This is a genomic window from Pseudomonas japonica (genome assembly GCF_900188455.1).
Lineage (GTDB): Bacteria > Pseudomonadota > Gammaproteobacteria > Pseudomonadales > Pseudomonadaceae > Aquipseudomonas > Aquipseudomonas japonica.
Genome location: NZ_FZOL01000001.1, coordinates 277,302 through 301,899 on the forward strand (window position 1 = coordinate 277,302; position 24,598 = coordinate 301,899).

Consider the following 24,598-nt stretch of genomic DNA (forward strand, 5'->3'; position numbering starts at 1 on the left):
CCGCTTTGCGGCCCTTCGCGGGCAAGCCACGCTCCTACGGGCGTCCGCGCAAGCCACCGTAGGAGCGTGGCTTGCCCGCGAAGGCCTGCGCAGCAGGCCCTGGTGGATCAGTCAGTCACGATCCGCGAGTGCTTCTGGGTGTCCTTCATGAACACATACACCAGCAGGGAAATGGCGATACAGCCGGTGACGTACCAGTAGTAGCCGGTCTCCATGCCGTTGCTCTTGAACCACAGCGCCACGTACTCGGCGGTGCCGCCGAAGATCGACACGGTCAGCGCGTACGGCAGGCCCACGCCCAGGGCGCGGATCTCGGTGGGGAACAGCTCGGCCTTCACCACGGCGTTGATCGAGGTGTAGCCGCTGACGATGATCAGCGCCGCCATGATCAGGAAGAACGCGCCCCACCAGGTCTCTACGGTGTGCAGGGTGGAGAGGATCGGTACGGTGAAGATCGTCCCCAGCACGCCGAAGGCGATCAGGATCGGACGCCGGCCGATCTTGTCGGACAGGCCGCCGATCACCGGTTGCAGGCACATGAACAGGAACAGGGTGGCCGCCGAGATCATGGTCGAGTCGCTGATGCTCATGCCCACGGTGTTGACCAGGTATTTCTGCATGTAGGTGGTGTAGGTGTAGAAGGCCAGGGTGCCGCCCATGGTCAGGCCGACCACGGTGGCGAGTTCCTTCGGATGACGCATCAGGGTGCGCATCAGGCTTTCCTTGGCCTTGGGCTTTTCCTTCCTGGTGAACGACTCGGTTTCTTCCATGCCGCGGCGCAGGTACAGGGCGACCACCGCGCACAGCGCGCCGATCACGAAGGGTACGCGCCAGCCCCAGGCGTAGAGCTGTTCGGTGGTCAGGGTCTGCTGCAGGATGATCAGCACGGCCAATGCGATGAGCTGGCCGGAGATCAGGGTCACGTACTGGAAGCTGGAGAAGAAGCCGCGACGCTCCTTGGTCGCCATCTCGCTGAGGTAGGTGGCCGAGGTGCCGTATTCGCCACCCACCGACAGGCCCTGCATGAGGCGGGCGATGACCAGCAGGATCGGGGCGGCGACGCCGATGGTCTCGTAGCCCGGGGTCAGGGCGATGACTAGGGAGCCGAAGCACATCAGCAGGACCGAGGCCATCAGCGCGGCCTTGCGCCCCTTGCGGTCGGCGTAGAGGCCCATCAGCCAGCCGCCGATCGGACGCATGAGGAAGCCCACGGCGAAGATCGCGGCGGTGTTGAGCAGTTGCGCGGTGGTGTCGCCGGCCGGGAAGAAGGCCTTGGCGAAGTACAGGGAAAACGCGGCGTAGACGTACCAGTCGTACCACTCGACCATGTTGCCGACCGATCCGCTGAAGATCGACTTGAGGCGACTACGGGTGGTTTTTTCCGGTGCGGACGTGGCAGCCGCCCCGGCGGGCAGGGTGGAGGAATTATCCATTGGACGGGACCTTCATGTTGTTTTTGTGGAGGCGTAGGGAAACGCAGCCTGCGGGGGCTATAGCAGGAGGTGTGCCAGGGCAGGAATGGGGGGAATTGGAGCGTGCTATCGCAGGCAAGCCAGCTCCTACGGGGGCGGTGCAAGCCGCGTATTTCCTGGTTTTCCGAGGAACCCGTAGGAGCTGGCTTGCCTGCGATGAGGCCAGCACAGGCGAAGATGAACAAGCGGATTTCCGCTTATCTGAAGCAGGGTATAAGCGGAATTCCGCTCACGCTCAGGACCGCTCGAGAAAGTCCTCGCGCACCAGCCCATGGCGCTGCATCTTCTCGTTCAGCGTGCGCCGCGGCAGTTGCAGTTCTTCCATCACCGCCTTGATCTCGCCCTTGTGCCGCCGCAGCGACGTGCGCAGGCAATTGGCCTCGAACGCTTCGCTCTGCGCCGCCAGCGAGGAGTCGGCGGCGGGCTGCGGCGCATCCGGCTCGCTCAGGCCCATGGCATGGCGTTCGGCGGCATTGGCCAGTTCGCGCACGTTGCCCGGCCAGTCATGCCCGAGCAGTTGCCCCAGTTGCAGGATGCTCGGCGGCGGTGCGCTGCGGCCGACCCGCTCGGCGGCATGGCGGGCGAAATGTTCGAACAGCAGCGGGATGTCCTCGCGCCGTTCGCGCAGCGGTGCCAGGCGCAGTTCGGCGATGTTCAGGCGATACACCAGGTCTTCGCGAAAACGTCCGGCGCGGGCCTCTTCGAGCAGGTCCGGCTTGGTCGCGGCGACGATGCGCAGGTCCACGGCGATGCTCTGGTTGGCGCCCAGGCGTTCCAGCTTCTGCTCCTGGATCACCCGCAGCAGCTTGGCCTGCTGGGCCAGCGGCAGGCTTTCGATTTCGTCGAGGAACACCGTGCCGCCGTTGGCGTATTCCAGCTTGCCGATGCGCTTGCCCTGGGCGCCGGTGAAGGCACCGCTCTCGTGGCCGAACAGCTCGGCCTCGAACAGGTGCTCGGGAATCGCCGCGCAGTTGAGGGCGACGAAGGGCTTGGCCGCGCGCGGGCCGAAGTCGTGCAGGCAGCGCGCGACCTGTTCCTTGCCGCTGCCGGTCTCGCCACGGATCAGCACGTTGACCGGCAGGCTGGCCAGCTCCAGCACCTGGCGGCGCAGCTGCTGCATGCCCTGGGTCATGCCGAGCAGGGTGGCTTCGAGACGGGTCTTGAGGTCGGCCTGTTCGAGCAGGCGGCGGTTTTCCAGGACCAGGCGGCGTTTTTCCAGGGCACGCAGCAGACTGCCCATCAGGCTGTCCGGGCTGAAGGGTTTTTCCAGGAAGTCGTAGGCGCCGTTGCGCATGGCTTCCACCGCCATGGGTACATCGCCGTGGCCGGTGAGCAGGATCACCGGCAGGTCGGGATCGCGCCCCCGCAGCTGCGCCAGCAGTTGCAGGCCGTCCATGCCCGGCATGCGCACATCGCTGAGGATCACCCCGGGAAAGTGCGCGGGCAGTTGCGCCAGGCAGTCCTCGGCGCGGCTGAACAGCTGCACCTCGAAGCCCGACAGGCCGAGCCACTGCTCGACCGCCGTGCGGATGCTGGCTTCGTCGTCGACGACTATCACCGAATTCAACATACAGGCTCCGGGTCGCGGGGAAGGGTGAAGCTGAAGCGGGCGCCGCCGGGCTGGTTATCGACCCGCAGGCGGCTGCCGGCTTCATGGATGATGCCATAGGAAATCGCCAGGCCCAGGCCCAGGCCTTCGCCCACCGGCTTGGTGGTGAAGAACGGGTCGAAGACATTGCCCAGATGCTGCGCGGCGATGCCGCCGCCGCTGTCCTGCACGCTCAGGCGCCAGCCGTCCTCCTCGGCGTCGATGCGGATCTCCAGGCGGCGGAAGCTCTTGTCGGCCATGGCGTCGAGGGCGTTGCGCAGCAGGTTGATCAGCACCTGTTCCAGGCGGATCGCATCGCCGCGTACCCAGGCCGGTCGCGCCAGGTACAGCGCGGTGCTGACGTTCTCGGCGCGAATCCGCGCATCCAGCAACTGCAGCGCGTGATCGACCACGGTGGCCAGGTCGAGGCGCTCGCGCAGGCCGCTGGGGCTGTTGCGGGCGAAGGTCTTCAGGTGGCCGGTGAGCGCGGCCATGCGCGTCAGCATCTGCTCCAGTGGCACCAGGGCCTGGCGGGCTTCCTCGACGCGGTCGTGGTCGAGCAGCAGGCGCAGCGAGGCCAGCTGCATGCGCTGGGTGGTCAGCGGCTGGTTGAGTTCGTGGGCGAGGGCGGCGGACATCTGCCCCAGGGCCGCCAGCTTGGTCGATTGCACCAGGCCTTCCTGGGCGGTGCGCAGGTCGCGGGTGCGTGCTTCCACCAGGCGCTCCAGCTCCTCGCGACTGCGCTGGCGCAGGCGGGCCAGGCGCAGGCGCTGGCTGACGAACAGCGCGGCGAACACCAGGCTCAGCCACACGGCCGCCGCGGCCAGGGCGGCGTTGCGTCCGTCGTTGCCGGTCTGCGGCTGGCGCAGCAGGTGCAGGGTCCAGCCTTCGCTTTCCAGCGGCAGGCTCTCCCACAGGTAGTCGACGCTGCCCTGCGGGCCCTGCACGCGGACCAGGTTGCTGTTGTCGTCGAAGCGTTCGAGCACCTGGCGCTGCAGCGGCACCAGAGCCTGCTTGTCGTACTGGCGGGTCTGTTCCAGTTCGTTGAAGTCATGGGCCGACAGGGTGTTCAGTTTGCGGTAGCGCCAGCCGTCCTGGTTGGCGATGAAGAAGATGCCGCGGGCATCGCTGACCAGGACGATGTCGTTGCCCTGGCGCCATTCGCGTTCCAGCTCGGGAAACTCCAGCTTGACCACCATGGCGCCGAGAAAGCCCTGCTGTTCGTCGGTGACCGCGCTGGAGAGGAAATAGCCGGGGATCCCGCTGGTCACGCCGACCGCGTAGAAGCGTCCGCTGCCCTGGCTGCGGGTCTGCTTGAAGTAGGGGCGGAAACCGTAGTTGTGACCGACGTAGGTGCTGGGCAGGCGCCAGTTGCTCGCGGCGACGGCCAGGCCGGTGCGGTCGAGCAGTTCCAGGGTCGAGGAATTGGCCGCGCCGTTGATGCGCTCCAGCTTGCGATTGAGCAGGTCCTGGGTTTCAGGGCCCACGGTACCGCGCAGGGCGGTGATGAGTTCGGGATCGAGGGCGAGCACCGCGGGCAGGGCGCGGTAGCGTTCGATCAGGGTGTGCAGCGAGTTGGCGTACAGGCCCAGTTGCTGGCTGGCCCGGGCCGCGTCCTCGACCATGGCCTGGCGCTGGGCATGCTGCATGGCCCAGGCCGCGGCGATCAGGGTGCCGGCGCTGATCGACAGGACGATCAGCCCCAGGCGCAACGTGCGAAAGGAAAGGGTCATGGCGAGCCATCCGGGCGATGGGGAAGGCCGCGTGGCGCTTCCCCTTGAGCGTGGCGGCGCTTACAGCAGCTCGAAGCTCTGTTGCTGCACCGACTCGGAATCCAGGCCGACCTGCACGTTGAACTCGCCCGGTTCCGCGGCGTACTTCAACTGGCTGTTGTAGAACTTCAGGTCGTCCTCGCCGATACGGAAGGTCACGACCCGCTCTTCGCCCGCCTTGAGCATGATCTTCTGGAAGTTCTTCAGTTCCTTGACCGGCCGGCTCATCGACGCGGCGACGTCCTGCACGTACAGCTGCACCACGGTTTCGCCGTCGCGCTTGCCGGTGTTCTTCACCTTCACGCTGGCTTCGAGGCTGGCGCCCTTCTTCAGGGTCTTGCCCGACAGGGTCAGCGGCGACACCGAGAAGTCGGTGTAGCTCAGGCCATAGCCGAACGGATACAGCGGGCCGTTGGGCTCCTCGAAGTACTGCGAGGTGTAGTTGCCCGGCTTGCCCGGGGTGAACGGCCGGCCGATGCGCATGTGGTTGTAGTACATCGGGATCTGCCCCACCGAGCGCGGGAAGCTGATCGGCAGCTTGCCGGACGGGTTGTAGTCGCCGAACAGCACGTCGGCGATGGCGTTGCCGCCCTCGGTGCCGGAGAACCAGGTTTCCAGCAGTGCGTCGGCCTGCTCGCGTTCCCAGCCGATGGACAGCGGACGGCCGTTCATCAGCACCAGCACCAGCGGCTTGCCGGTGGCTTTCAGGGCCTTGATCAGGTCGCGCTGTACCGCCGGGATCTCCAGGGTGGTGCGGCTGGAGGACTCGTGGGACATGCCACGGGACTCGCCGACCACGGCGACGATCACGTCGGACTTCCGTGCCGCCTTGACCGCCTCGTCGATCAGCACCGCGGCCGGGCGCGGGTCGTCGACGATTTCCGGGGCGTCGAAGTTGAGGAAGTTCAGGTAGTCGAACATCGCCTTGTCGCCGGTGACGTTGGCGCCCTTGGCGTAGACCAGCGTGGCCTTGTCGCCCACGGCACGGCGCAGACCTTCGCGCACGGTCACCGAGTGCACCGGTTTGCCGTCGGCGGCCCAGCTGCCCATCATGTCGATCGGCGCGTCGGCCAGCGGGCCGACCAGGGCGATGGTCCCGGCTTTCTTCAGCGGCAGGGTCTGCGCGCGGTTTTCCAGCAGGACCAGGCCGCGCCGGGCCACGTCGCGAGCGGCGTCGCGGTGCAGGCGGGCATCGGCGTAGTAGTCCGGCACGTCGTTCTCGGCCTTGCCGATGCGCACGTACGGATCCTTGAACAGGCCCATGTCGTACTTGGCCCCGAGCACTTCGCGCACCGCCTGGTCCAGCTCGCCCTGGCTCACTTCGCCGGAGGCGAGCAGGCCTGGCAGCTCTTCGCCGTACAGGGTGTCGTTCATGCTCATGTCGATGCCGGCCTTGATCGCCAGCTTGGCCGCCTCGCGGCCGTCGCGGGCTACACCATGGCGGATCAGTTCCTGGATCGCGCCGTGGTCGCTGATGGTCACGCCATCGAAGCCCCACTCCTTGCGCAGCAGGTCATTCATCAGCCACGTGTTGGAGGTGGCCGGCACGCCGTTGATCGAGTTCAGCGCCACCATCACCCCGCCGGCACCGGCGTCGATGGCCGCGCGGTAAGGCGGCAGGTAGTCGTTGTACATCTTCGGCAGGCTCATATCGACCGTGTTGTAGTCGCGCCCGCCTTCCACCGCGCCGTACAGGGCGAAGTGCTTGACGATGGCCATGATGCTGTCGGGGTTGGCCGGGCTCTTGCCCTGGAACGACTCGACCATCACCTTGCCGATCTTCGACGTCAGGTAGGTGTCTTCGCCGAAGCCTTCACTGGTGCGGCCCCAGCGCGGGTCGCGGGCGATGTCGACCATCGGCGCGAAGGTCATGTCGAGGGAGTCGGCGGCGGCCTCGACGGCCGAGGTGCGGCCGACCGTGGCGACCGCCTGCATGTCCCAGGACGAGGCCATGCCCAGGCCGATCGGGAAGATAGTGCGGTTGCCGTGGATGGTGTCGTAGGCGAAGAACATCGGGATCTTCAGCCGGCTGCGCATGGCCGCGTCCTGCATCGGCCGGTTTTCCGGGGCGGTGCGCGAGTTGAAGGTGCCGCCGATGCGGCCCGCGGCGATTTCCTCGCGGATCTTGTCCCGTGGCATCTCCGGGCCGATGGAGATCAGGCGCAGCTGGCCGATCTTCTCGTCCTGGGTCATCTGGCCGAGCAGGTGGTCGACGAAGGCTTTCTTTTCCTTCAGGTGCGCGGCGGCGGAGGTGTCGGCCAGGGCCGTCTGACTGGCCAGGCTGACGAGCAGGCCCAGCAAACACAGGTTCTTCATGAATTCTGATCTCGTGGCGCGCACCGGTATTCACGGTCGATACCGGCCAGCCGAAATTGGGGGAGCGGCTATTGTTGTAGTTTGCTGGGGCACGTTTGTAGCCGATTGGGCCCGCACTATCCAGCGGCGGTCACGGATTATGCCTCAAGTCCGGTGCTTAACGGTTAATCGAGGAGCGTTGCGAGATGCGCATGATGCAGAGTGCCAAACCCTGGTTGCTGATCCTCTGCGCCAGCCTGCTGGCCGGCTGCGGGATCAACAACATCCCCAGCTACGACGAGCAGGTCAAGGCGGCCTGGGGCCAGGTGCAGAACCAGTACCAGCGCCGCGCCGACCTGATCCCCAACCTGGTGGAAACGGTCAAGGGCTATGCGAAGCACGAGCAGGACACCCTCACCGCGGTGATCGAGGCGCGGGCCAAGGCGACGTCGATCCAGGTCGATGCCCGCACGCTCGACGATCCGGAGAAGATCAAGCAGTTCCAGGCCGCCCAGGCCCAGCTGACCGGCGCGTTGAGCCGACTGATGGTGGTCGCCGAGCAGTATCCCAACCTCAAGGCCGACCAGAACTTCCTGGCGTTGCAGTCCCAGCTCGAAGGCACGGAAAACCGTATCGCCGTGGCGCGCAAGGACTTCATCGCCGCGGTGCAGACGTACAACACCGAGATCCGCACCTTCCCCGGGCGCATCTGGCACAGCCTGATGTACAGCGACCTGCCGCTGCGCGAGAGCTTCGAGGCCACCAGCGCCGATGCCGACAAAGCCCCTGAAGTGAAATTCTGATGCGTCCGCTCAAGGCCGTGATCCTCCTGGCGCTGCTCTGCGCGGCGCTGGCGGTGCGCGCCGAGGTGGTGTTTCCGCTGCTGAGCGGGCGGGTGGTGGATGACGCCAACCTGCTCGACGGGCCGACCCGCAACCAGCTCACGCAGATGCTGCAGGCCCATGAACAGGCCAGCGGCGAGCAGGTGGTGGTGGTCACCGTGCCTGACTTGCAGGGCCTGGAGATCGAGGATTACGGCTACCAGTTGGGGCGGCACTGGGGCATCGGGCAGAAGGGCAAGGACAACGGCGCGCTGCTGATCGTCGCGCCGCAGCAGCGCAAGCTGCGCATCGAGGTGGGCTACGGGCTGGAGGAACGGCTGACGGATGCGCAGTCGTCGGTGATCATCAACCGCATCATCCTGCCGGCGTTCAAGCGCGGTGAGTTCAGCCAGGGGATCGTCCAGGGCACGGCGGCGATGCTCCAGGTGCTCGGCGGCAATCCGCTGGCGCAGCCTTCGGCGCTGAGTGCGTCGCAGCAGGAGGGCGAGCCGCCGTCGTTGTGGATGATCGGGTTGTTCATCGTGCTGGTGGTCGTGGTTCTGTACCTTCAGGGGCTTGGTGGCGGTGGTCGGCATGGACCCGGAGGTGGGTTCGGTGGCGGTTTTGGCGGGTTGGGTGGTGGGCGCGGCGGTGGTTTCAGCGGTGGCGGTGGCAGTTTTGGTGGCGGTGGTTCGTCCGGGAGTTGGTAATACGGCCTGAGCCCTTTGTAGGAGCTGGCTTGCCTGCGAAGGACCGCGAAGCGGTCCCAAATCGGCCCGGCTTATGATCGGGAACCGGGACCGCTTCGCAGTCCTTCGCAGGCAAGCCAGCTCCTACAAGGAGGGGCAGGCACTTCAGTCTTGTAAGGAGCATCAATGGCACTGCTCAACGAATTCCAACAACGCCAGGTCGCCGAGGCGATCGCCGGCGTCGAGCGACACACCGATGCCGAGCTGGTCACCGTCCTGACCCGCAGCGCCGACGACTACGCCTATGTCCCGCTGGTCTGGGCCAGCCTGCTGGCGCTGCTGGTGCCGGGACTGCTGCATTACCTCACGGGTTGGTTCAGCACCCATGGCCTGCTGCTTGCCCAGTGGCTGACCTTCATCGTCCTCTGCCTGGTCCTGCGCCTGCCGATGTTCACCAGCCGCCTGGTGCCTCGCGCGGTCCGCCAGTGGCGCGCCTCGAACCTGGCGCGGCGGCAGTTCCTCGAACAGAACCTGCACCACACCACGGGCCGCACCGGGGTGCTGATCTTCGTCTGCGAGGCCGAGCGCTATGTCGAGATCCTGGTGGACGACGGCATCGCCGCGCGCCTCGACAACCAGGTGTGGGACGCCATCGTCGCCGGCTTCACCACCCAGGTCCGCGCCGGGCAGACCCTGGAAGGTTTCCTCACCTGCATCGCGGCCTGCGGCGAATTGCTCAAGACCCATGTCCCGGCCACCGCCCAGCGCAATGAGCTGCCCAATCGCCTGGTGATCCTCGACTGAGCGCCGGCCATCCCCGTAAAATGCCCGGCATCGCGCGCCGGCTGGCGCCCCCGCAACCCCGAGGCACCCCATCCCCATGTCCGCTACCCCCAACGCCCAGGCCGCGCCGGATGCGCGTGCGCAGTTTCTCGCCGTGCTGGCCGAGAGCCTGCAACAGCAGTCCTTCGTCAAGCTGGTGCTGGCCCGTCATGTCGGCAGCGAAGCCGACCTGCAGCGCATCACCGCCAAGCCGCTGACGGTCAAGGGCACGCCGAGCCTGCAGTTTGTGCACCGCTACAAGACCCGCGACATCACCCGCAACCTGCCGCTGGAGCAAGCCCAGGCGCAGATCGGCGAATGGCTGCCGGGCGCGTTCCGCAATGCCCACCTGCTGACCCTGGCCGACGAGGTGCAACTGGAGTTCAGCAAGAAGGGCAAGCCGATGCTGCACCGCAACGCCGCGCAGCAGGTGCGCCAGGCCGCGGGCGACGAGCATGACCGCGAGAAGAAGCGCTACCTGGAACTGAGCCGGCCGTTCCTCCACGACCTCGGCGTGACCGACAGGCAGCAGGCGCTGATCCCGGCCATGTCGCGCAAGTGGAAGCAGATCAACAAATTCATCGAAGTGTTCTCCCATGCCTTCACCAGCGTGGCGCTGCCGACTGAGCAGCCGGTGCGGGTGGCGGACTTCGGCTCGGGTAAGGGCTACCTGACCTTCGCCATCCACGACTACCTGTGCAATACCCAGCAGCGCCAGGCGCAGGTCACCGGCGTCGAGTTGCGCGCGGACATGGTCGAGCTGTGCAACGCCGCCGCCGGCCGCCTGGAGCATCCGGGCCTGGTGTTCGAGCAGGGTGACGTGCGCAGCGTGGTCCCGGCCGAGATCGACGTGATGATCGCCCTGCATGCCTGCGACATCGCCACCGACTACGCGATCCACACCGGTATCCGCACGGGCGCGGCGATCATCATGTGCTCGCCGTGCTGCCACAAGCAGATCCGCCCGCAACTGCACAGCCCGGGCCTGCTCAAGCCGATGCTGCAATACGGCCTGCACCTGGGCCAGCAGGCGGAAATGCTCACCGACAGCCTGCGCGCGCTGTACCTGGAAGCCTGTGGCTACGAGGTCAAGGTGTTCGAGTTCATCTCGCTGGAGCACACCAGCAAGAACAAGATGATCCTCGCCACCAGGCGGCGCGAGGCCGGCGATCCGAGCGCGCTGCTGGCGAAGATCGCCGAGTTGAAAGCGTTCTACGGGGTGACCGAGCATTGCCTGGAGACGTTGCTGCGGGCGGATGGCTTGATTGCCGGGTGAGCGGGGGGAACGTCTCGCTCACCCGGTTTGCGGCCCTTACTTGCGGGTCGAGAACATCACATCGAAGACCTGTCCGCCCAGTCCGTACCAGAACTGCAGGGTGGGCCGTGGTACCAGCTTGACGCCCGGTAGCGCCATGGCGATCAGCCCTTGGTAGGCAGGATCGCCAAAGCCGGTGTAGGCCTCAGGCGGTACGATGAACTCATACGCCTCTCCCGGCGTCCCGATGAACTCGATCTGCCAGTGGTTGACAGGCCTCAAACTACCCCCCTGTAGGATTGCGTCGACCTGAAACTCGAAGACAACCGGATGGTAATCCCGGATATTTTCGATGGGATCGATTCTGACGGTGAGGCCATCCGGGTAGTCTTCCGGTTTCAGGGTATCCCCGTGCTTCAGGTCGGCGACGATCATCTCACCATCTACCAACGCTTTGGCGAGATGAGCGTTGAAACTCCTGCCGACTTCCACGCGGCCATCCGGCAGTGTGACCTCGCATTCGACCAGGACATCTTTGCCGACGTCCTCTCTCAGCCAGCTATCGGGGATCCTCAGGCTGGTGTTCACTTGCCCGTCGCCGAACAGGGTGAAGTCAAGAGTGCGTGGGTTGCTTCCATCATGGGGTGTCCAGCGCAGCAGGAGTTTCGAGTTGGCGGGCATTCCCAGGGTTTCGATCTCGATCATCTTCGGAAAGCCTGCCTGCACCGTTTCCTCGGGCAGGATCAGGCCCCACGGGGCCATCTCGATCATGTCGATGTGATAGTTGACGTACTGACACCAGACGCGGGTCTGGAACGGTATCTGCGAGCTGTCTTCCGGATGATGCTGGAACAGGCCGCGGTAGGTCGGGTCGTTCGGTAGGGTCTTGTGCATTTCAGACTCCTCGGGCGCTTTTCAAGGGCCCGCAAGAAGGCTGGAGACACGGGCGCCGTACCCGTGAAAGGAAAAAGGGGATGCGATATCGGCCCCGTTCATCGGCGTGATAGCGACAACGGGACGACTCTGCCAGGACGCGGAAGGAAGGACCCGACGGGTGTCGGGTCGTTTTCGAAGTGTAGGTCAGTCGATCGGGATGCTCACGGTGGATCTGGCCAGGGCGACGGAGAGCAGCGCCTTGCCGATCTTCAGGTCGAGTTGGGCGCTGGTGAACTGGCCCTACTTGCGGGTCGAGAACATCACATCGAAGGTCATCCCGCCCAGTCCGTACCAGAACTGCTGGTTGGGTCGCGGTATCAGCTTGACGCTCGGTATCGCCTTGGCGACCAGCGCCCGGTAAGCCGGATCGCCAAAGCCGGTGTAGGCCTCTGGCGGCACGATGAACTCATACGCCTCACCCGGCGTCCCGGTGAACTCGATCTGCCAATGGTTCAGAGGCCTCAAACTACCACTCTGGGTGACCGCTTCGATGAGCAACTCGAAGAGAACCGGGTGGCGATCCTGGATATTGCCGATGGGGTCGATCCTGACGGCGAGGCCACCCGGGTAGTCTTCCGGTTTCAGGGTATCCCCGTTCTTCAGGTCGGCGACGGTCAGCGCACCGCCCACCAAGGCTTTGGCGAGATGAGCGTCGAAGCTTCTGCCGACTTCCACGCGGCCATCCGGCAAGGTGACCTCACACTCGACCAATACATCCTTGCCGACGTCCTCTATCAGCCAGTCATCGGGAATCTTCAGGCTGGTGTTCACTTGCCCGTCGCCGGGCAGGATGACATCAAGAGTGCGTGGAGTGCTTCCATCATGGGGTGTCCAGCGCAGCAGGAGTTTCGAGTTGGCGGGCATTCCCAGGGTTTCGATCTCGATCAGATAGGGAAAGTTTGCCTGCAACGTTTCTGCGGGCAGAATCAGGCCCCACGGCGCCACCTCGATCAGGTCGATGCGGGTAGCGAAGTACTGACACCAGACACGGGTCTGGAACGGTATCTGCGAGCTGTCTTCCGGATGATGCTGGAACAGGCCGCGGTAGGTCGGGTCGTTCGGTAGGGTCTTGTGCATTTCAGACTCCTCGGGCGCTTTTCAAGGGCCCGCAAGAAGGCTGGAGACACGGGCGCCGTACCCGTGAAAGGAAAAAGGGGATGCGATATCGGCCCCGTTCATCGGCGTGATAGCGACAACGGGACGACTCTGCCAGGACGCGGAAGGAAGAACCCGACGGGTGTCGGGTCGTTTTCGAAGTGTAGGTCAGTCGATTGGGATGCTCACGGTGGATCTGGCCAGGGCGACGGACAGCAGCGCCTTGCCGATCTTCAGGTCGAGCTGGGCGCCGGTGAGCAGGTCCTGGTTGCTTGGCATCGGTTGCAGCGGAAGCAGGTAAAGCGCGCGGATGGCGCTGTCCAGGTGCTGGTCGGCGATGCGCACGGCCTGGTCGTGGGTGAGGCCGGGGCGGAGGGAGAACGCGGGGGGGATCGGGGACGCGCTTTTTCATGGTGACTCCTGACGTCTTCCAGAGGGAGTTGCCACGCTTCGCTGCTAACGAATGGGTGGCGACTGTATGCGGGTAGCAGACCGAGGACGTCAGAACCCGGCGCACCCGAAGGTGCCCACACATACAGCCGCCATGAAAGGTGCCAGCGCCTTGCCGATCTTCAGGTCGAGCTGGGCGCCGGTGAGCAGGTCCTGGTTGCTTGGCATCGGTTGCAGCGGGAGCAGGTAGAGCGCGCGGATGGCGCTGTCCAGGTGCTGGTCGGCGATGCGTATGGCCTGGTCGTGGGTGAGGCCGGGGCGGAGGGAGAGCGTGGGGGGTGGATCGGGGACGATCTTCTTCATGGTGACTCCTAGTGCCGGTTGACTGGAGTCGCCACGCTTCGCCGCTAAACGAATGGGTGGCGACTGTATGCGGGTTAGCAGACCGAGGGCACTAGAACCCGGCGCACCCGAAGGTGCCCACACATACAGCCGCCATAACAGGTGCTGGAGGGTCTAGTGCTGTTCGGACTGCTAATCCGGTCGTTGATTTGGCAACGACCGGCGGAGATTAGGCAGCGTTTCCACAGGACGCAACCGCCAGGCGGGGGCGGGGAGTATGCTTGGGAAATTGCCTACAAGAAAGTCGGAGATGGGTGAATTTTCGTGGCGGAATGCGACAGGTTTTTGCTGTTTTCAATGGTGTCATTGCCGCATGTGTATCTACGCAAATTTGCTGGTCTGGCGGGAAACTGCATCAAGGCGGTCAGGTGCTTGTCTTGAGTGTTGCAGCGCTCTGAAGATCGAGCGCCGCCCGCGCGGCGCATCGCGAGCACGCTCGCTCCTACATTTTTTGCAACGTGCCATGGCCTGTGGGATAGGCGTCGCCAGCCTTTGTCGCTTGTCGATTTATCGCGGGGAAGCCTTTCGGGTCGACACGATACCGCGTCGTGCAAACAAGGCGGTCAACCATGGCCTGTCAGGCATAGGTACGTTGCAAAAAATGTAGGAGCGAGCGAGCTCGCGATGCGCCGCGCGGGCGGCGCTCGATCTGGAGGGCGCTGCAGGGCTCAAGACAGGCACTGGTGTCAGAAGAACCGCGTCACACTCACCTTGGCATTGCGCCCCACGCTGTACACGTTGTCGTCGCTGAGCATCGGCGCGTAATCGCGGTTGAACATGTTGTCCAGGGTGAAGTTGACCTCGGTGCCCTTCAGGTACGGCTGCTGCGGCTTCCAGCTGGCGAACAGGCCCTGGACGTTGTAGGCGTCGTTGGCGCGATGGTCGAAGAAGGTGTCACCCGAAGCACTGCCCAGGTCGCCCGGGCCGTACTTGTCGCTGGGCAGGCGATCGGTCTGGCGGACCCACAGGCCTTTCCAGCCGACCACGGCATCCCACTGGGGAATCTTCACCCCCAGGCGCGCCACCCACTTCGGCGCCGGCACATCCTGGGCCCAGACATCCCGAGCCCACGGGTTGGTGTAGGCACCTTCGTGCTTGCCAGTCATCCAGGTGTAGGACAGGGTGCCGAACAGGTAGGTCGAGTCGTAGAAGCTCTCCACCTCGAAGCCCTTGTAGGTCACCCCGTCGAGGTTGCGGTAGTTGCCGATCAGGTAGTTGCCGCAGGTCTTGCCGATGCTGCCGCCGACCACGTTCTGCGCCTGGCATTCGACACCCAGGTTCTTGAAGATCTCGTCCTTGACCTTGTTGTGGAACAGGGTGGTGCGCACCTGCAGGTTGTCGTCGCCGGTGAACAGTCCGGAGAAGTCGGTGACGTTGCCGGCGCGCAGGGCGGTGATGCGCTCGGGGTCGAGGTCGCGACTGGTGGCGCTGCGCGTGCTGGCCGCGCTCTGCACCTCGTACTGCTCGTCGATCACCGGTGCGCGCCAGGTCTTCGAGTAGTCGGCGAAGAACGCGGTATCGTCGGTGGCCCGCCAGAACAGCGACAGGCGCGGCGACCAGCCGGTGTAGGTCTTGGCGCCATAGTCATGCCCGGCGGCGGCGACGTTGTAGTACGGCGCGTCGTTCTGCTCACCGCGGTTGCGCACATGGTCGTAGCGCAGCGACGGGGTGATGGTCACCTGGCCGAGGGTGATGGCGTCCTGCACGTAGGCACTGTTGGTGTCGACCTTGCCGTGGGGCATGAACCCCGGCTGGAAGTGGCCGTAGTTGTAGTTCCTGGTGTTGTACGTGGCGCCGGGCATCCACATTTCGGTCTCGCGGACATGGCGGTGCAGTTCGACACCGGTGGTCAGCGAGTGCTGCAGCGCGCCGGTATCGAACTGGGCGGTGTTGCGCACTTCGAAATTGCGGTCCTTGTAGTCGGTCTGCATGCGCCGGCCGCCGCTGGCGAGCTGGAAGAACGCCGTGGCACTGCGTTTGTCGGTCTGGTCGACATCGGACTCGGAGTACTTCACCTCCAGGTTGACCAGCGGATTGTCCACCGGCTGGTAGCGGTACTTGGCCGACCAGGTGGTGTCGAGGGTCTCGCGGTGGGCGAGGTAGCGGCGGATCGCTTCGTCGTAGCCGTAGCGGTCGATGTTGGCCTGGGTCGGCGGCGTGGCGTAGTTGGTCGACGAGTAGCGGGTCATGCGTTCGTTCTTCGAGCGCGAGTAGGACAGGCCGAGGGACTGTTCCTCGTCGAACTGGACGTTCAGCTTGAACAGACCGCCTTCCAGGTCCTGGGCGCTGTCGGGCAGGCGCTTGGGATTGATCGGGTACTGGTTGCGCTCGTCGGGCAACGATGAGGCCAGCTTGAAGTCGTCGCCATCACGCTTGGTCAGGTAGACCAGGCCGTCGATGCGGCGGTCTTCGGTGCGGCCGAACAGCGCCGAGCTGTACACCTGCTGATGGTCGTTGCTGGAGTAGCCGTACTTGAGCATGGCGCCGCTGTCGCGGCCTTCCTGGAGCAGGTCCGGGGCATCCTTGGTGGTCATGTGCACGCTGCCGCCCAGGCCGGCGTTGCCGACGAAGGGCGAGTGCGGGCCTTTCTCCACCTCGATGCTCTTGATCAGTTCCGGCTCGATGAACATCGTGCCTTGCTGGTAGCGCTCGAAACCGGTCTTGGTGGCGCCGTCGACGGTCAGTTGCACGTCCTCGGCGTCGCCCATGCCCCAGATGTTGATGGTCTGCCCGCCGGGCAGCATGGAGCCACCCATTTCCACGCCGGGCAGGGTGCTCAGCAGGCTGGGGACGTTGTTCGCCTGTTCGCGGTCGATGTCGCGCTGGGTCAGGGTCGAGCGGCCGACGGTGGCCGGGGTCACTTCCTGGCCGTTGCCGACGATGCTCATGGCGCCGAGCTGGATGCTGGTGTTGGCGTTGCCGGCGGGCGTGGTTTCGCTGTCCTTGGCCCGCACCACGTAGGTGCTGCCGACCTTGACCAGGGTGAAGCCACTGCTGGCCAGCAGGCGGGTGATGGCCTCCTCGGCGCTGAACTGGCCGTTGAGGGCCGGGGCCGAGACGTTGCGCAGCAGCGCCTCGTCGAACAGCAGTTGCACCTTGGCCTGCTGTGCCACCTGGCTCAGCGAAGTGGCCAGCGGCTGCGCCGGCAATTGCAACTGCACGGGTGCGGCCTGGGCCTGCAGGCTCAGGGCCAGGCACACGGCAAGCAGCGATGGCTTGGAAGCTCGAAACGCACGAAACATGAATTCCCCCACTACGGCCAAAGGCCAAAAAAAGACGGTGTCGACGGCGCAGTCGGGGAGGAAGACGCGGGGCGCGGGAAAACCCTCACATGCGAATGAAAAATATTCTCAGGTTTTTGACGGTCACGTCCCCCGTAGGAGCGCGGCTTGTCGTGTGACGAACCACCACGAAAGGACCGCGCAGCGGTCCCAGCCCGGCCAATCAGGGTTCTGGGACCGCTTTGCGGTCCTTTCGCGGGCAAGCCGCGCTCCTACGGTGGGGGGAGGGGCAGTGTGGTTTTATTTGCGACGCTCGATCCGCAGCCGCCCATCCGCCAGTGCCACGGTCTTCACCGGCAGCAGCGCCGGTAAGGCATTGAGCAAGGCATCCGGATCATGCACATCGAGATTGCCCGAGACCTTGTAGCCGGCCAGCGCCGGGTCGGCCAACAGCACGGCGGCCGGGCGATACAGCGAAAGCTCGTCCACCAGGCTGGCCAGCTCGCGGTTGCGGAACGACACATGGCCACCGCGCCAGTCGGCCACTTCGGCATCACTCAGGGTCTGCCGGCTCAGGTCGCCGCGGGCGAGGTTGTACACCGCGCGTTCGCGGGCCCCCAGCAGCAGCGGTTCGCGCCGCTCGCCCGGGGTTTCGAAGGCCACCTGGCCGTGGGCCACGCTGAGCACCAGTTCGCGCTGGCCACGACGCAGGTCGAAGGCGGTGCCGACCACCCGTACCCGCGCCGTGCCGGCATCGACGAACAGCGGGCGCTCCTTGTCCGGCGCCACGTCCAGGTAGACCTGGCCCTGCTGCAGGTGAATCACCCGGCGCTCGGCGTCGAAGTCGAGGCGCAGGCGGGTATTGGCATTGAGTTCGAGGCGGCTGCCGTCGGGCAGGGTGACGCTGCCCGCTCGCCCGTCCTGGCTCGTCAGTTCGCGCTGCCAGGGCGTCGGGGTGCTGCCCGGGTTGCCGGCCATCAGGGTGCACAGCAGCGCCGCCGCGGTGGCCAGCGCCGGACGCCAGTACGCCTTCTTGCGTGGGCGCAACGGCACGGGGCGGTTCAGTTCCTTGAGCGCGGCGAGGTCGTCCCACAGGTGTTCGAACTGCCGGTAGGCCTGGGCGTGGCCGGGTTGTTCCAGCCAGTGGGCGAAGGCCTTGCGCGTGCTCCGCGAATGGTCGTTGCGATTGCGCGTGAACCAGCTCGCGGCCTGGGCGTCGAGCGAACGGTTGTCCATGTCAGGTAGGGTCATTCCGCTTGCTCCGCAACGTTGTCACTGTCCAGGCGCTGCTTGCAGTACAGGAGCGCGGCGGCGATATGTTTCTCCACCATGCTGATGGAAATCCCCATGCGTTCACTGATCTGCGCCTGACTCAAGCCTTCGAAGCGGTGCAGCATAAGGGCTTCACGGCGACGCGGCGAGAGTTCGGCGAGGACAATCTTCAGCTGTTCAAGGCGTTGCAGACGCTGCGCGCCGGCCAGCGGGTCGGAGCCTGGGGCCTCGCTGGCCCGCTCGTCCTCGCGGGCATCGGCCTGCTCGTCGAGCACTTCATGGCGGACTTTCTGCCGCCGCCAGTGATCGCGCAGCAGGTTGCGTGCCATCTGGAACAGAAAGGCGCGCGGCTGATCCACCCTGGCCTTGTCGCGGTAGCCGAGCCACTGGGTGAAGACGTCCTGGGTCATGTCCGCGGCATCGCTGGCGCTGTCCGTGCGCTTGCGCAGGAAATGCAGGATATCGGCGTAGAAACCGTGGCAGGCATCCTGCGCGAAGCGGTCGGGTTTGGGGCGCTGCATGCGAACTTTCCAGGGAGACCGGAGAGAAAGGTCGCGGATGTTATCGAGAATTATTGTTATTTGCTATGGGTTTTCAACACCGCAACGCCCTCAGCGGCGCCGCCGGGTGATCGCGGCAGGGGCGGGCACATTGAGCTCGGGACGCCCCAGCGGATGGGTCGAGGCATCGAAGAAATGCACCGCGATCTCCGGTGTTTCTTCGAAGATGGCTGCGTAATGCTGCTTCTGGCTGACGATGGCCGCTTCGCTCAGGGGCAGGATCGAGATCGCCACATGGGCCGGTCGGGCCTGCTGGATGGCGCGCAGCAGATGGCGGTCGGCGCGGTCCAGGTGATGGCCGAAAATGCACAGGCCCTGGTCGTGGGCGGCCAGGGCGGCGTAGCTCCAGGTCAGGTAGTCGGAGCTGCGGATCGCCCGCAGCTTGTGCTCGCTGGTGCATTCGTTGACGAACAGCGGCACATCGCCGGGGGTGTTGATGGCGAAGCCGTCGAGCAACTGGCTGCCATGGGCGCCGCGCTGGCGCGTACGGCCGTTCTCGGTGCGCAGCAGGTGCAGGCCGCCATGCAGGTAGTGCAGGCGCGTGCCGCTGCCGGCAGTGCGGCTGACATCGAAGTGGCCGTCCTCGTCGAACAGTGGCTGGAAACCCTCCGGCGCCTGGCTCACCGCCCAGTGGCAGAGCAGGTCGTAGTTGCCGGAGAACACGCTGCGGTAGTTGCGCAGCTCGACATTGATCGCGGCCAGGGTGCTCGCGGGCAGCAGCTTCCAGGGGATATGCACGCTGCGCACGGCGTGGATCAGCGCTTCCTTGATCGCGTAGTAGCGGTTCAGCGGCGCCGAGGCGCCGATCGCCAGCGCGGCGTTGACCCGCACCGTGGTGTTGAGGGCGCTGAGCACGGGTTCGAACAGCTCGCTGCCCAGCGACTTGAACAGCGCCTGGTCGCTGACCCCCAGCGGTTTGTTGCGCACCCGCTGGGCCAGCTCGAACAGCGAGAAATAGCTGAACGGCCGCCAGATCGCCCGGCTCGCGCCATTGCCCAGGAGCAGGCCGGAGCACGGGTGGCGGGCCGCGAGGTCCGGCCAGGTGGCGAGGGAGGCGTCGAAATCGGCGGGCATGGTGTTCTCGCAGGCAGCGGTGGCAAATCGGCAGGGCGCGACTTTATCACGGCTGGCACGGAAACTGGCCGGCTGCCCTGGAGGCGGCGTAGACTGCGACGTCCAACCGATCCGGATGCCGTTTTCATGACCCTCTCGCTGCTCTTCGCCGTGCTCGCTTCCGGCTTTATCTATGGCATCACTCCCGGCCCCGGCGTGCTCGCCGTGCTGGGCATCGGCGCGACCCGGGGCCGTCGCGCCGGCGCCGGATTCCTCTGCGGTCATCTGCTCGGCGATGTGCTGTGGTGCAGCACCGCGCTGGTGGCCATCGTCGGCGCGCGGCAGATCGGCAGCTCGGTGTTCGACATCCTCGGCGTGATCAGCGGCCTGTATCTGTTCTGGCTCGGCTGGCGCGCGTTGCGCAGCCGGCCGGGCGATGCCGCCGAACAGGGCGCGGTGCGCCAGCCGTTCTGGCATGGCGTGGTGTTCGGCCTGACCAACCCCAAGGCCTACCCGGTGGCGGTGGCGACCTTCACCGCGCTGCTTTCCAGCCGTGCCGAAGCCCTGGACTGGTCGATGCTGCCGGCGTTGATCGCGCTGAGTTTCCTGGGTGGCTTGCTGGCCTACCTGATCCTGATCGTGCTGGTCGGGGCGCGGCAGGTGCGCACCCTGTATACCCGCTATGAGCTGTGGATCACCCGGGCCTGCGGGTTGATGTTCATCGGGTTTGCCGTCAATGCGCTGATGCATGCGCTGCCGGGGCTGGTGCCGCGACGGGGGTGAAGCCCTCCGGGACCGCGTTGCGGTCCCGGCTATCTCAGGGCAATACCGGCGTCGTCTTGACCCGCGACTGATCCGCCTCGTCGCGCCTTACCTTGTTGCGCCACAACCGATACGCCCGGATCCCCGCGCGCACCGAGCCATACAGCAGGTGATTCTCCATCTCCCGGGCCAGCCCCGAGCGCACCAGCATGCGCAGGAAGGCGCCCCTGGCCCGCGCGATGCCCAGCTCGATCCCTTGCGCATTCAAGGTATCGCGCACTTCGCGCAACGCCGCGATGCCACTGACATCGATGCTGCTCACCGCCTCGGCATCGAACAGCACCGCCTTCGGTTCCGGCTCGCGCTGGACCGCTTCGAGCAGGCGCATCTTGAAGTAGTCGGCGTTGAAGAACAGGATCGCGTCGTCGAAGCGGTACACCACCAGCCCCGGTACGGTGTGCGCATCCTTGTGCTGGCTGATGTCGACCTGGCCCTCGATCCCCGGGGCCCAGCCGAGCACCGCGTCGGTGGGCTGGTAGATGCTGTAGAGCAGGCGCAGGACCGCCAGGGTCACGGCGATGATGATCCCCGGCAGCACCCCGACGCCGAGCACGCCGATGGTGGTGAACACGCAGAGGCAGAACTCGAAGCGGCTCAGCGTCCAGATCTTGCGCAGCGACTGCACGTCGATCAGGCCCCAGCCCGCCATCAGCAGCACCGCGCCCAGCGCCGCCTGGGGAATCCAGGCCATGGGTGCGGTGAAGAACATCAGGATCACGGCGATCACCAGCGCGGCGACGATGCCCACCAGCTGGCTCTTGCCGCCGACCATGTCGTTGACCGCGGTGCGCGAGTCGGCGCCGCTGATGGCGAAACCCTGGGATACGCCAGCGGCCAGGTTGGACACGCCGAGGGCGACGAACTCGTGGTTGGCGTTGATCGCATAGCCGTGCCGCGCGGCGAAGCTGCGGGCGGTGAGCATGGCGCTGCAGAAACTCACGGTGGCAATACCCAGGGCGTCGCGCAGCAGGCTTTTCATTTCTTCCAGCGAGGTCTGCGGCCAGGCCAGTTCCGGCATGCCGCCGGGGACATGGCCGAGCACCGCCACACCGTGGCTGTCGAGACCGAAGACCCCGGCGATCAGGGTGAACACCGCCACCGTCACCAGGGCCGAGGGCAGTTTCGGGAAGCGCCGTGGCAGCCAGATCAGCATGGCCAGGCCGGCCAGGCCGATGGCCAGGGTCAGCCAGTGGATTTCGCCGAGCCGTTCGAAGAAGTTGATCATGCTGAGGATGAAGCCGTTGCCCTCGATCTTGAAGCCGACCACCTTGCCCAGTTGCCCGGCCAGCAGGCTCAGGCCGATGCCGTTGAGGTAGCCGATGAGGATCGGCCGGGAGAAGAAGCTGGCGATGAACCCGGCGCGGGCCACCCCGGCGCAGATCAGCATCAGGCCGACCAGCACCGTGACCACCACCGACAGTTGCAGCAGGCGGTCCGGGTCGCCCATGGCCAGCGGTGCGATGGCCCCGGCGACCATGGCACAGGTGGCGGCGTCGGGGCCGACCATCAGTTGCCGCGAACTGCCCACCAGGGCGTAGACGATCATCGGCAGGATGCATGCGTACAGGCCTACCTGCGGCGGCAGGCCGGCGATCTGGGCGTAGGCGATGGCGATGGGGATCTGGATGGCGGCCACCGACAGGCCGGCCTGCACATCCGGGCGGAACCATTCGCGACGGTAATGCAGCAGGTTGGCCAGGCCCGGAAGCCAGCGGGAAAGAAACATGTTCAGGTCCTTTTGATGTATCTGACAGACGCTAGCGCAAAAGCCCGGCATCCGGCGCTTCAGGGAAGAAGGTCGGGGTGGCTGGGGGCATTTGGCCAGCATCGTACCCGGTGTTGCGCCGGGAGGCCAATTCAGGGTGCCTGTACCGGCCTCATCGCTGCATGGGTATCTACACATCTTTGAAGGCTTGGCGGGGAATCGCATCAAGGCCGCCAGGTGCCTGTCTTGAGTCTTGCAGCGCTCTGAAGATCGAGCGCCGCCCGCGCGGCGCATCGCGGGCAATGCCCGCTCCCACATCGGTTGCAACGTACCTATGCCTGACAGGCCATGGTTGACCGTCTTGTTGGTTCGACTCGATACCGAGTCGAGCCCAACAGCCTCCCCGCGATGCATCGCCGAAAAAACAAAGGCTGACAACTCAAATCCCACAGGCCATGGCACGTTGCAAAAGATGTGGGAGCGGGCCTTGCCCGCGATGCGCCGCGCGGGCGGCGCTCGATCTGGAGGGCGCTGCAAGGCTCAAGACAGGCACTTGGCGGCCTTTATGCGGTTTCCGCAAGGTTTTCAGAGTTGTGTAGATACCCATGCAGCGATGAGGCCCGAAAGAGCAATGGGTTACTCAGCCCACTCCGGATCCCCGGTGAACACCACGGTCAGCCAGCGATCCGGTCCTTCACCGCCAATCGCGTTGCCGATCTCGTCCCGCCAGGCATCCCACTCGGCGATGTTCCGCGCCGCCATGGTCCTGGGCACGATGAAGTACAGCTCGATCTCCCGCGAGCGCCCGACCTTGGCCACGTAGGCCCGGTACGACAGCATGCTGTGCCGCTCGACGAAGGCCTGCGCCACGTCGTCGACATGCTGCTTGAGATCCCCCGGGGTCACCAGGAACATGTCCGCCAGGGCCTGGCGGATCACCGACAGCGGCAGCGGGATGATCACCAGGCACACCAGCCCCAGCACCGCCGGGTCGATATAGGGCGAGATCCATTCCCACTCGGTCCCCTGCACCGCGATGCCGACGCAGAAGGCGACCAGCAGCGCCGCGGTGATGCTGGCCGACATCACCCAGCCCCTGACGTCCATGCGCACGAAGTCCGAGTTGATCCGGCGATTGGCCCGGGCCTCCAGCACGGCGATGGTCAGGCAGGCGCAGACGGTGACCAGCGCATACACCAGGGCCACGCCGAACTCCAGTTCGCGCCCGCCTTCCAGCAGGCTGAGCACGGCGTTGATCAGTGCATAGATCGCCACCCCGGTGAGGAGGATGCCGTTCAACGCCAGGACCATCGGTTCCAGATGCCAGAAGCCCATGCTGAAACGCTCGCGCAGCTTGCGCGACATATGGGCGCTGCGGGTATGCGCGGTGATCAGCCGCACCACCACCAGGGACAGGCCGCTCATGCTCGCGTCGACCATGGAGTAGACGCCGTCGAAGACGATCGAGAACGACCCCGAAGCGATGCCGAAGACAATGCCGATCACGGCGATGAACAGGGTGACGGCGATGGAGGTACGCAGTACCCCCTGCTCGTCGGTCAGGTCGAAAAAGCGTGTTGCCACAACGGAACTCCTTATTGAAACGCCAGGCCATCAGACCCGAAATTGCTCCATCAGCGCCTGCTGCTGGTTGGCCAGGCGATTCAGTGCCTGGCTGATGCGCGCCGACTCGTCGGCCCGGCCGGACAGCGATTCGGTCACGTCGCGAATGCCGGCGACATTGCGGTTGACCTCCTCGGCCACGGCGCTCTGTTCCTCGGCGGCGGAGGCGATCTGCAGGTTCATGTCGCTGATCACCGTGACCGCCTCGCCGACCCGTTGCAGGGCCGGCACCGCCTGTTCCATGCGGGTGACGCTGTCCCTGGCCTGGCGCTGGCCATCGTGCATGGCCTCGACCACGCCTTGGGTGCCGCTCTGCAGAGCTTCGATCACCTGGCGGATTTCTTCCACCGACACCTGCGTACGCTGGGCCAGGTTGCGCACTTCGTCGGCGACCACGGCAAAGCCGCGTCCCGCTTCGCCGGCGCGGGCCGCCTCGATGGCGGCGTTGAGGGCGAGCAGGTTGGTCTGCTCGGCGATGGCGCGGATCACTTCCAGCACCGAGCCGATCTGTTCGCTGCGGCCGGCCAGGGCCTGGACCCGCTCCATGGCCAGGTCCATGTCGGCGGCCAACTGGTCGATGGCCTGGCGGGTATTGCCGACCAGCGCCAGCCCCTCGCGGCTGGCCTGGTCGGCGCCGCGGGCGGCCTGGGCCGCCTGCGCCGCGTTGTTCGCCACGTCGTGGGCGGTGGCGCTCATTTCGTTGGCGGCGGTGGCGACCTGTTCGATCTCGCGCTGCTGTTGCTGCATGCCGTCGCTGGTCTGGCTGGCGATGGCGGCGGACTGGTCGGCGGTGCCACGGGCTTCC

20 protein-coding genes are annotated in these 24,598 nt (G+C 65.6%); 5 read left to right on the forward strand and 15 right to left on the reverse strand.

What is annotated here, in order from left to right:
- Window positions 1–107: 107 nt before the first annotated feature.
- The 4 genes from CHB99_RS01245 to bglX all read right to left on the reverse strand — a co-directional run bounded on the left by CHB99_RS01245 (window position 108) and on the right by bglX (window position 7,148).
- The gene (locus tag CHB99_RS01245) at window positions 108–1,433 is read right to left on the reverse strand and encodes an MFS transporter (RefSeq protein WP_042123107.1); all 1,326 of its coding nucleotides are present in this window, start codon (window positions 1,431–1,433) and stop codon (window positions 108–110) included.
- Window positions 1,434–1,707: 274 nt separating this feature from the next.
- Window positions 1,708–3,042, reverse strand: coding sequence for a sigma-54-dependent transcriptional regulator (locus CHB99_RS01250; protein ID WP_042123109.1), 1,335 nt, complete (start codon window positions 3,040–3,042; stop codon window positions 1,708–1,710).
- Entirely contained in the window at window positions 3,036–4,793 is a 1,758-nt protein-coding gene (locus CHB99_RS01255) for an ATP-binding protein (RefSeq protein ID WP_042123110.1), read from the reverse strand. The genes CHB99_RS01250 and CHB99_RS01255 overlap by 7 nt, the downstream gene beginning before the upstream one ends.
- Before the next feature lie 60 nt (window positions 4,794–4,853).
- Window positions 4,854–7,148, reverse strand: coding sequence for a beta-glucosidase BglX (bglX, locus tag CHB99_RS01260; RefSeq protein ID WP_042123111.1), 2,295 nt, complete (start codon window positions 7,146–7,148; stop codon window positions 4,854–4,856).
- Window positions 7,149–7,333: 185 nt separating this feature from the next.
- Between bglX and CHB99_RS01265 the strand changes: the two genes are divergently transcribed.
- The 4 genes from CHB99_RS01265 (at window position 7,334) to CHB99_RS01280 (ending at window position 10,735) form a co-directional block, all read left to right on the forward strand.
- Entirely contained in the window at window positions 7,334–7,930 is a 597-nt protein-coding gene (locus tag CHB99_RS01265) for a LemA family protein (RefSeq protein WP_042123113.1), read from the forward strand.
- Entirely contained in the window at window positions 7,930–8,658 is a 729-nt protein-coding gene (locus tag CHB99_RS01270; RefSeq protein WP_042123115.1) for a TPM domain-containing protein, read from the forward strand. The genes CHB99_RS01265 and CHB99_RS01270 overlap by 1 nt, the downstream gene beginning before the upstream one ends.
- A 165-nt stretch (window positions 8,659–8,823) precedes the next feature.
- Window positions 8,824–9,441: a TPM domain-containing protein gene (locus tag CHB99_RS01275; protein WP_042123116.1), complete on the forward strand. Its 618-nt coding sequence runs from the start codon at window positions 8,824–8,826 to the stop codon at window positions 9,439–9,441.
- Between the two features lie 76 nt (window positions 9,442–9,517).
- Window positions 9,518–10,735, forward strand: a complete 1,218-nt coding sequence (locus CHB99_RS01280) for a class I SAM-dependent methyltransferase (protein WP_042123118.1) — start codon at window positions 9,518–9,520, stop codon at window positions 10,733–10,735.
- Window positions 10,736–10,771: 36 nt separating this feature from the next.
- On the opposite strand, the gene CHB99_RS01285 is transcribed toward CHB99_RS01280, so the two are convergent.
- The 8 genes from CHB99_RS01285 to CHB99_RS01315 all read right to left on the reverse strand — a co-directional run bounded on the left by CHB99_RS01285 (window position 10,772) and on the right by CHB99_RS01315 (window position 19,664).
- Window positions 10,772–11,608 carry a hypothetical protein gene (locus CHB99_RS01285; RefSeq protein WP_042123120.1) on the reverse strand — a complete coding sequence of 279 codons (837 nt, stop codon included), beginning with the start codon at window positions 11,606–11,608 and terminating at the stop codon, window positions 10,772–10,774.
- A 282-nt stretch (window positions 11,609–11,890) separates the two neighbouring features.
- A complete protein-coding gene (locus tag CHB99_RS01290; protein ID WP_042123122.1) occupies window positions 11,891–12,727 on the reverse strand; it encodes a hypothetical protein in 837 nt (278 codons plus the stop codon).
- 186 nt (window positions 12,728–12,913) lie between these two features.
- Window positions 12,914–13,090 carry a hypothetical protein gene (locus CHB99_RS29720; RefSeq protein WP_156994710.1) on the reverse strand — a complete coding sequence of 59 codons (177 nt, stop codon included), beginning with the start codon at window positions 13,088–13,090 and terminating at the stop codon, window positions 12,914–12,916.
- Window positions 13,091–13,246: 156 nt separating this feature from the next.
- On the reverse strand, window positions 13,247–13,498 hold the full coding sequence (locus CHB99_RS01295) for a hypothetical protein (RefSeq protein ID WP_042123124.1): 252 nt from the start codon (window positions 13,496–13,498) through the stop codon (window positions 13,247–13,249).
- Window positions 13,499–14,223: 725 nt separating this feature from the next.
- Window positions 14,224–16,779: a TonB-dependent receptor gene (locus CHB99_RS01300; protein WP_042130588.1), complete on the reverse strand. Its 2,556-nt coding sequence runs from the start codon at window positions 16,777–16,779 to the stop codon at window positions 14,224–14,226.
- Between the two features lie 279 nt (window positions 16,780–17,058).
- Window positions 17,059–18,009 (reverse strand): FecR family protein, encoded by a 951-nt coding sequence (locus CHB99_RS01305; protein ID WP_042130589.1) that lies wholly within the window; start codon window positions 18,007–18,009, stop codon window positions 17,059–17,061.
- The gene (locus CHB99_RS01310) at window positions 18,006–18,551 is read right to left on the reverse strand and encodes an RNA polymerase sigma factor (RefSeq protein ID WP_042130591.1); all 546 of its coding nucleotides are present in this window, start codon (window positions 18,549–18,551) and stop codon (window positions 18,006–18,008) included. Before CHB99_RS01310 ends, CHB99_RS01305 begins: the two co-directional genes overlap by 4 nt.
- 90 nt (window positions 18,552–18,641) lie before the next feature.
- Window positions 18,642–19,664 (reverse strand): DUF4917 family protein, encoded by a 1,023-nt coding sequence (locus CHB99_RS01315; RefSeq protein ID WP_042130594.1) that lies wholly within the window; start codon window positions 19,662–19,664, stop codon window positions 18,642–18,644.
- Between the two features lie 126 nt (window positions 19,665–19,790).
- Between CHB99_RS01315 and CHB99_RS01320 the strand changes: the two genes are divergently transcribed.
- Complete coding sequence (locus CHB99_RS01320; RefSeq protein WP_042130596.1) at window positions 19,791–20,426, forward strand: LysE family translocator; 636 nt, start codon at window positions 19,791–19,793, stop codon at window positions 20,424–20,426.
- A 34-nt stretch (window positions 20,427–20,460) separates the two neighbouring features.
- Here CHB99_RS01320 and CHB99_RS01325 read toward each other — a convergent pair whose 3' ends face one another.
- The 3 genes from CHB99_RS01325 to CHB99_RS30450 form a co-directional block, all read right to left on the reverse strand.
- Window positions 20,461–22,191 carry a SulP family inorganic anion transporter gene (locus tag CHB99_RS01325; RefSeq protein WP_042130598.1) on the reverse strand — a complete coding sequence of 577 codons (1,731 nt, stop codon included), beginning with the start codon at window positions 22,189–22,191 and terminating at the stop codon, window positions 20,461–20,463.
- 615 nt (window positions 22,192–22,806) lie between these two features.
- On the reverse strand, window positions 22,807–23,754 hold the full coding sequence (locus CHB99_RS01330) for a cation diffusion facilitator family transporter (RefSeq protein WP_042122569.1): 948 nt from the start codon (window positions 23,752–23,754) through the stop codon (window positions 22,807–22,809).
- A 30-nt stretch (window positions 23,755–23,784) separates the two neighbouring features.
- Entirely contained in the window at window positions 23,785–24,540 is a 756-nt protein-coding gene (locus CHB99_RS30450; RefSeq protein WP_377698338.1) for a methyl-accepting chemotaxis protein, read from the reverse strand.
- Between the last annotated feature and the right edge of the window lie 58 nt (window positions 24,541–24,598).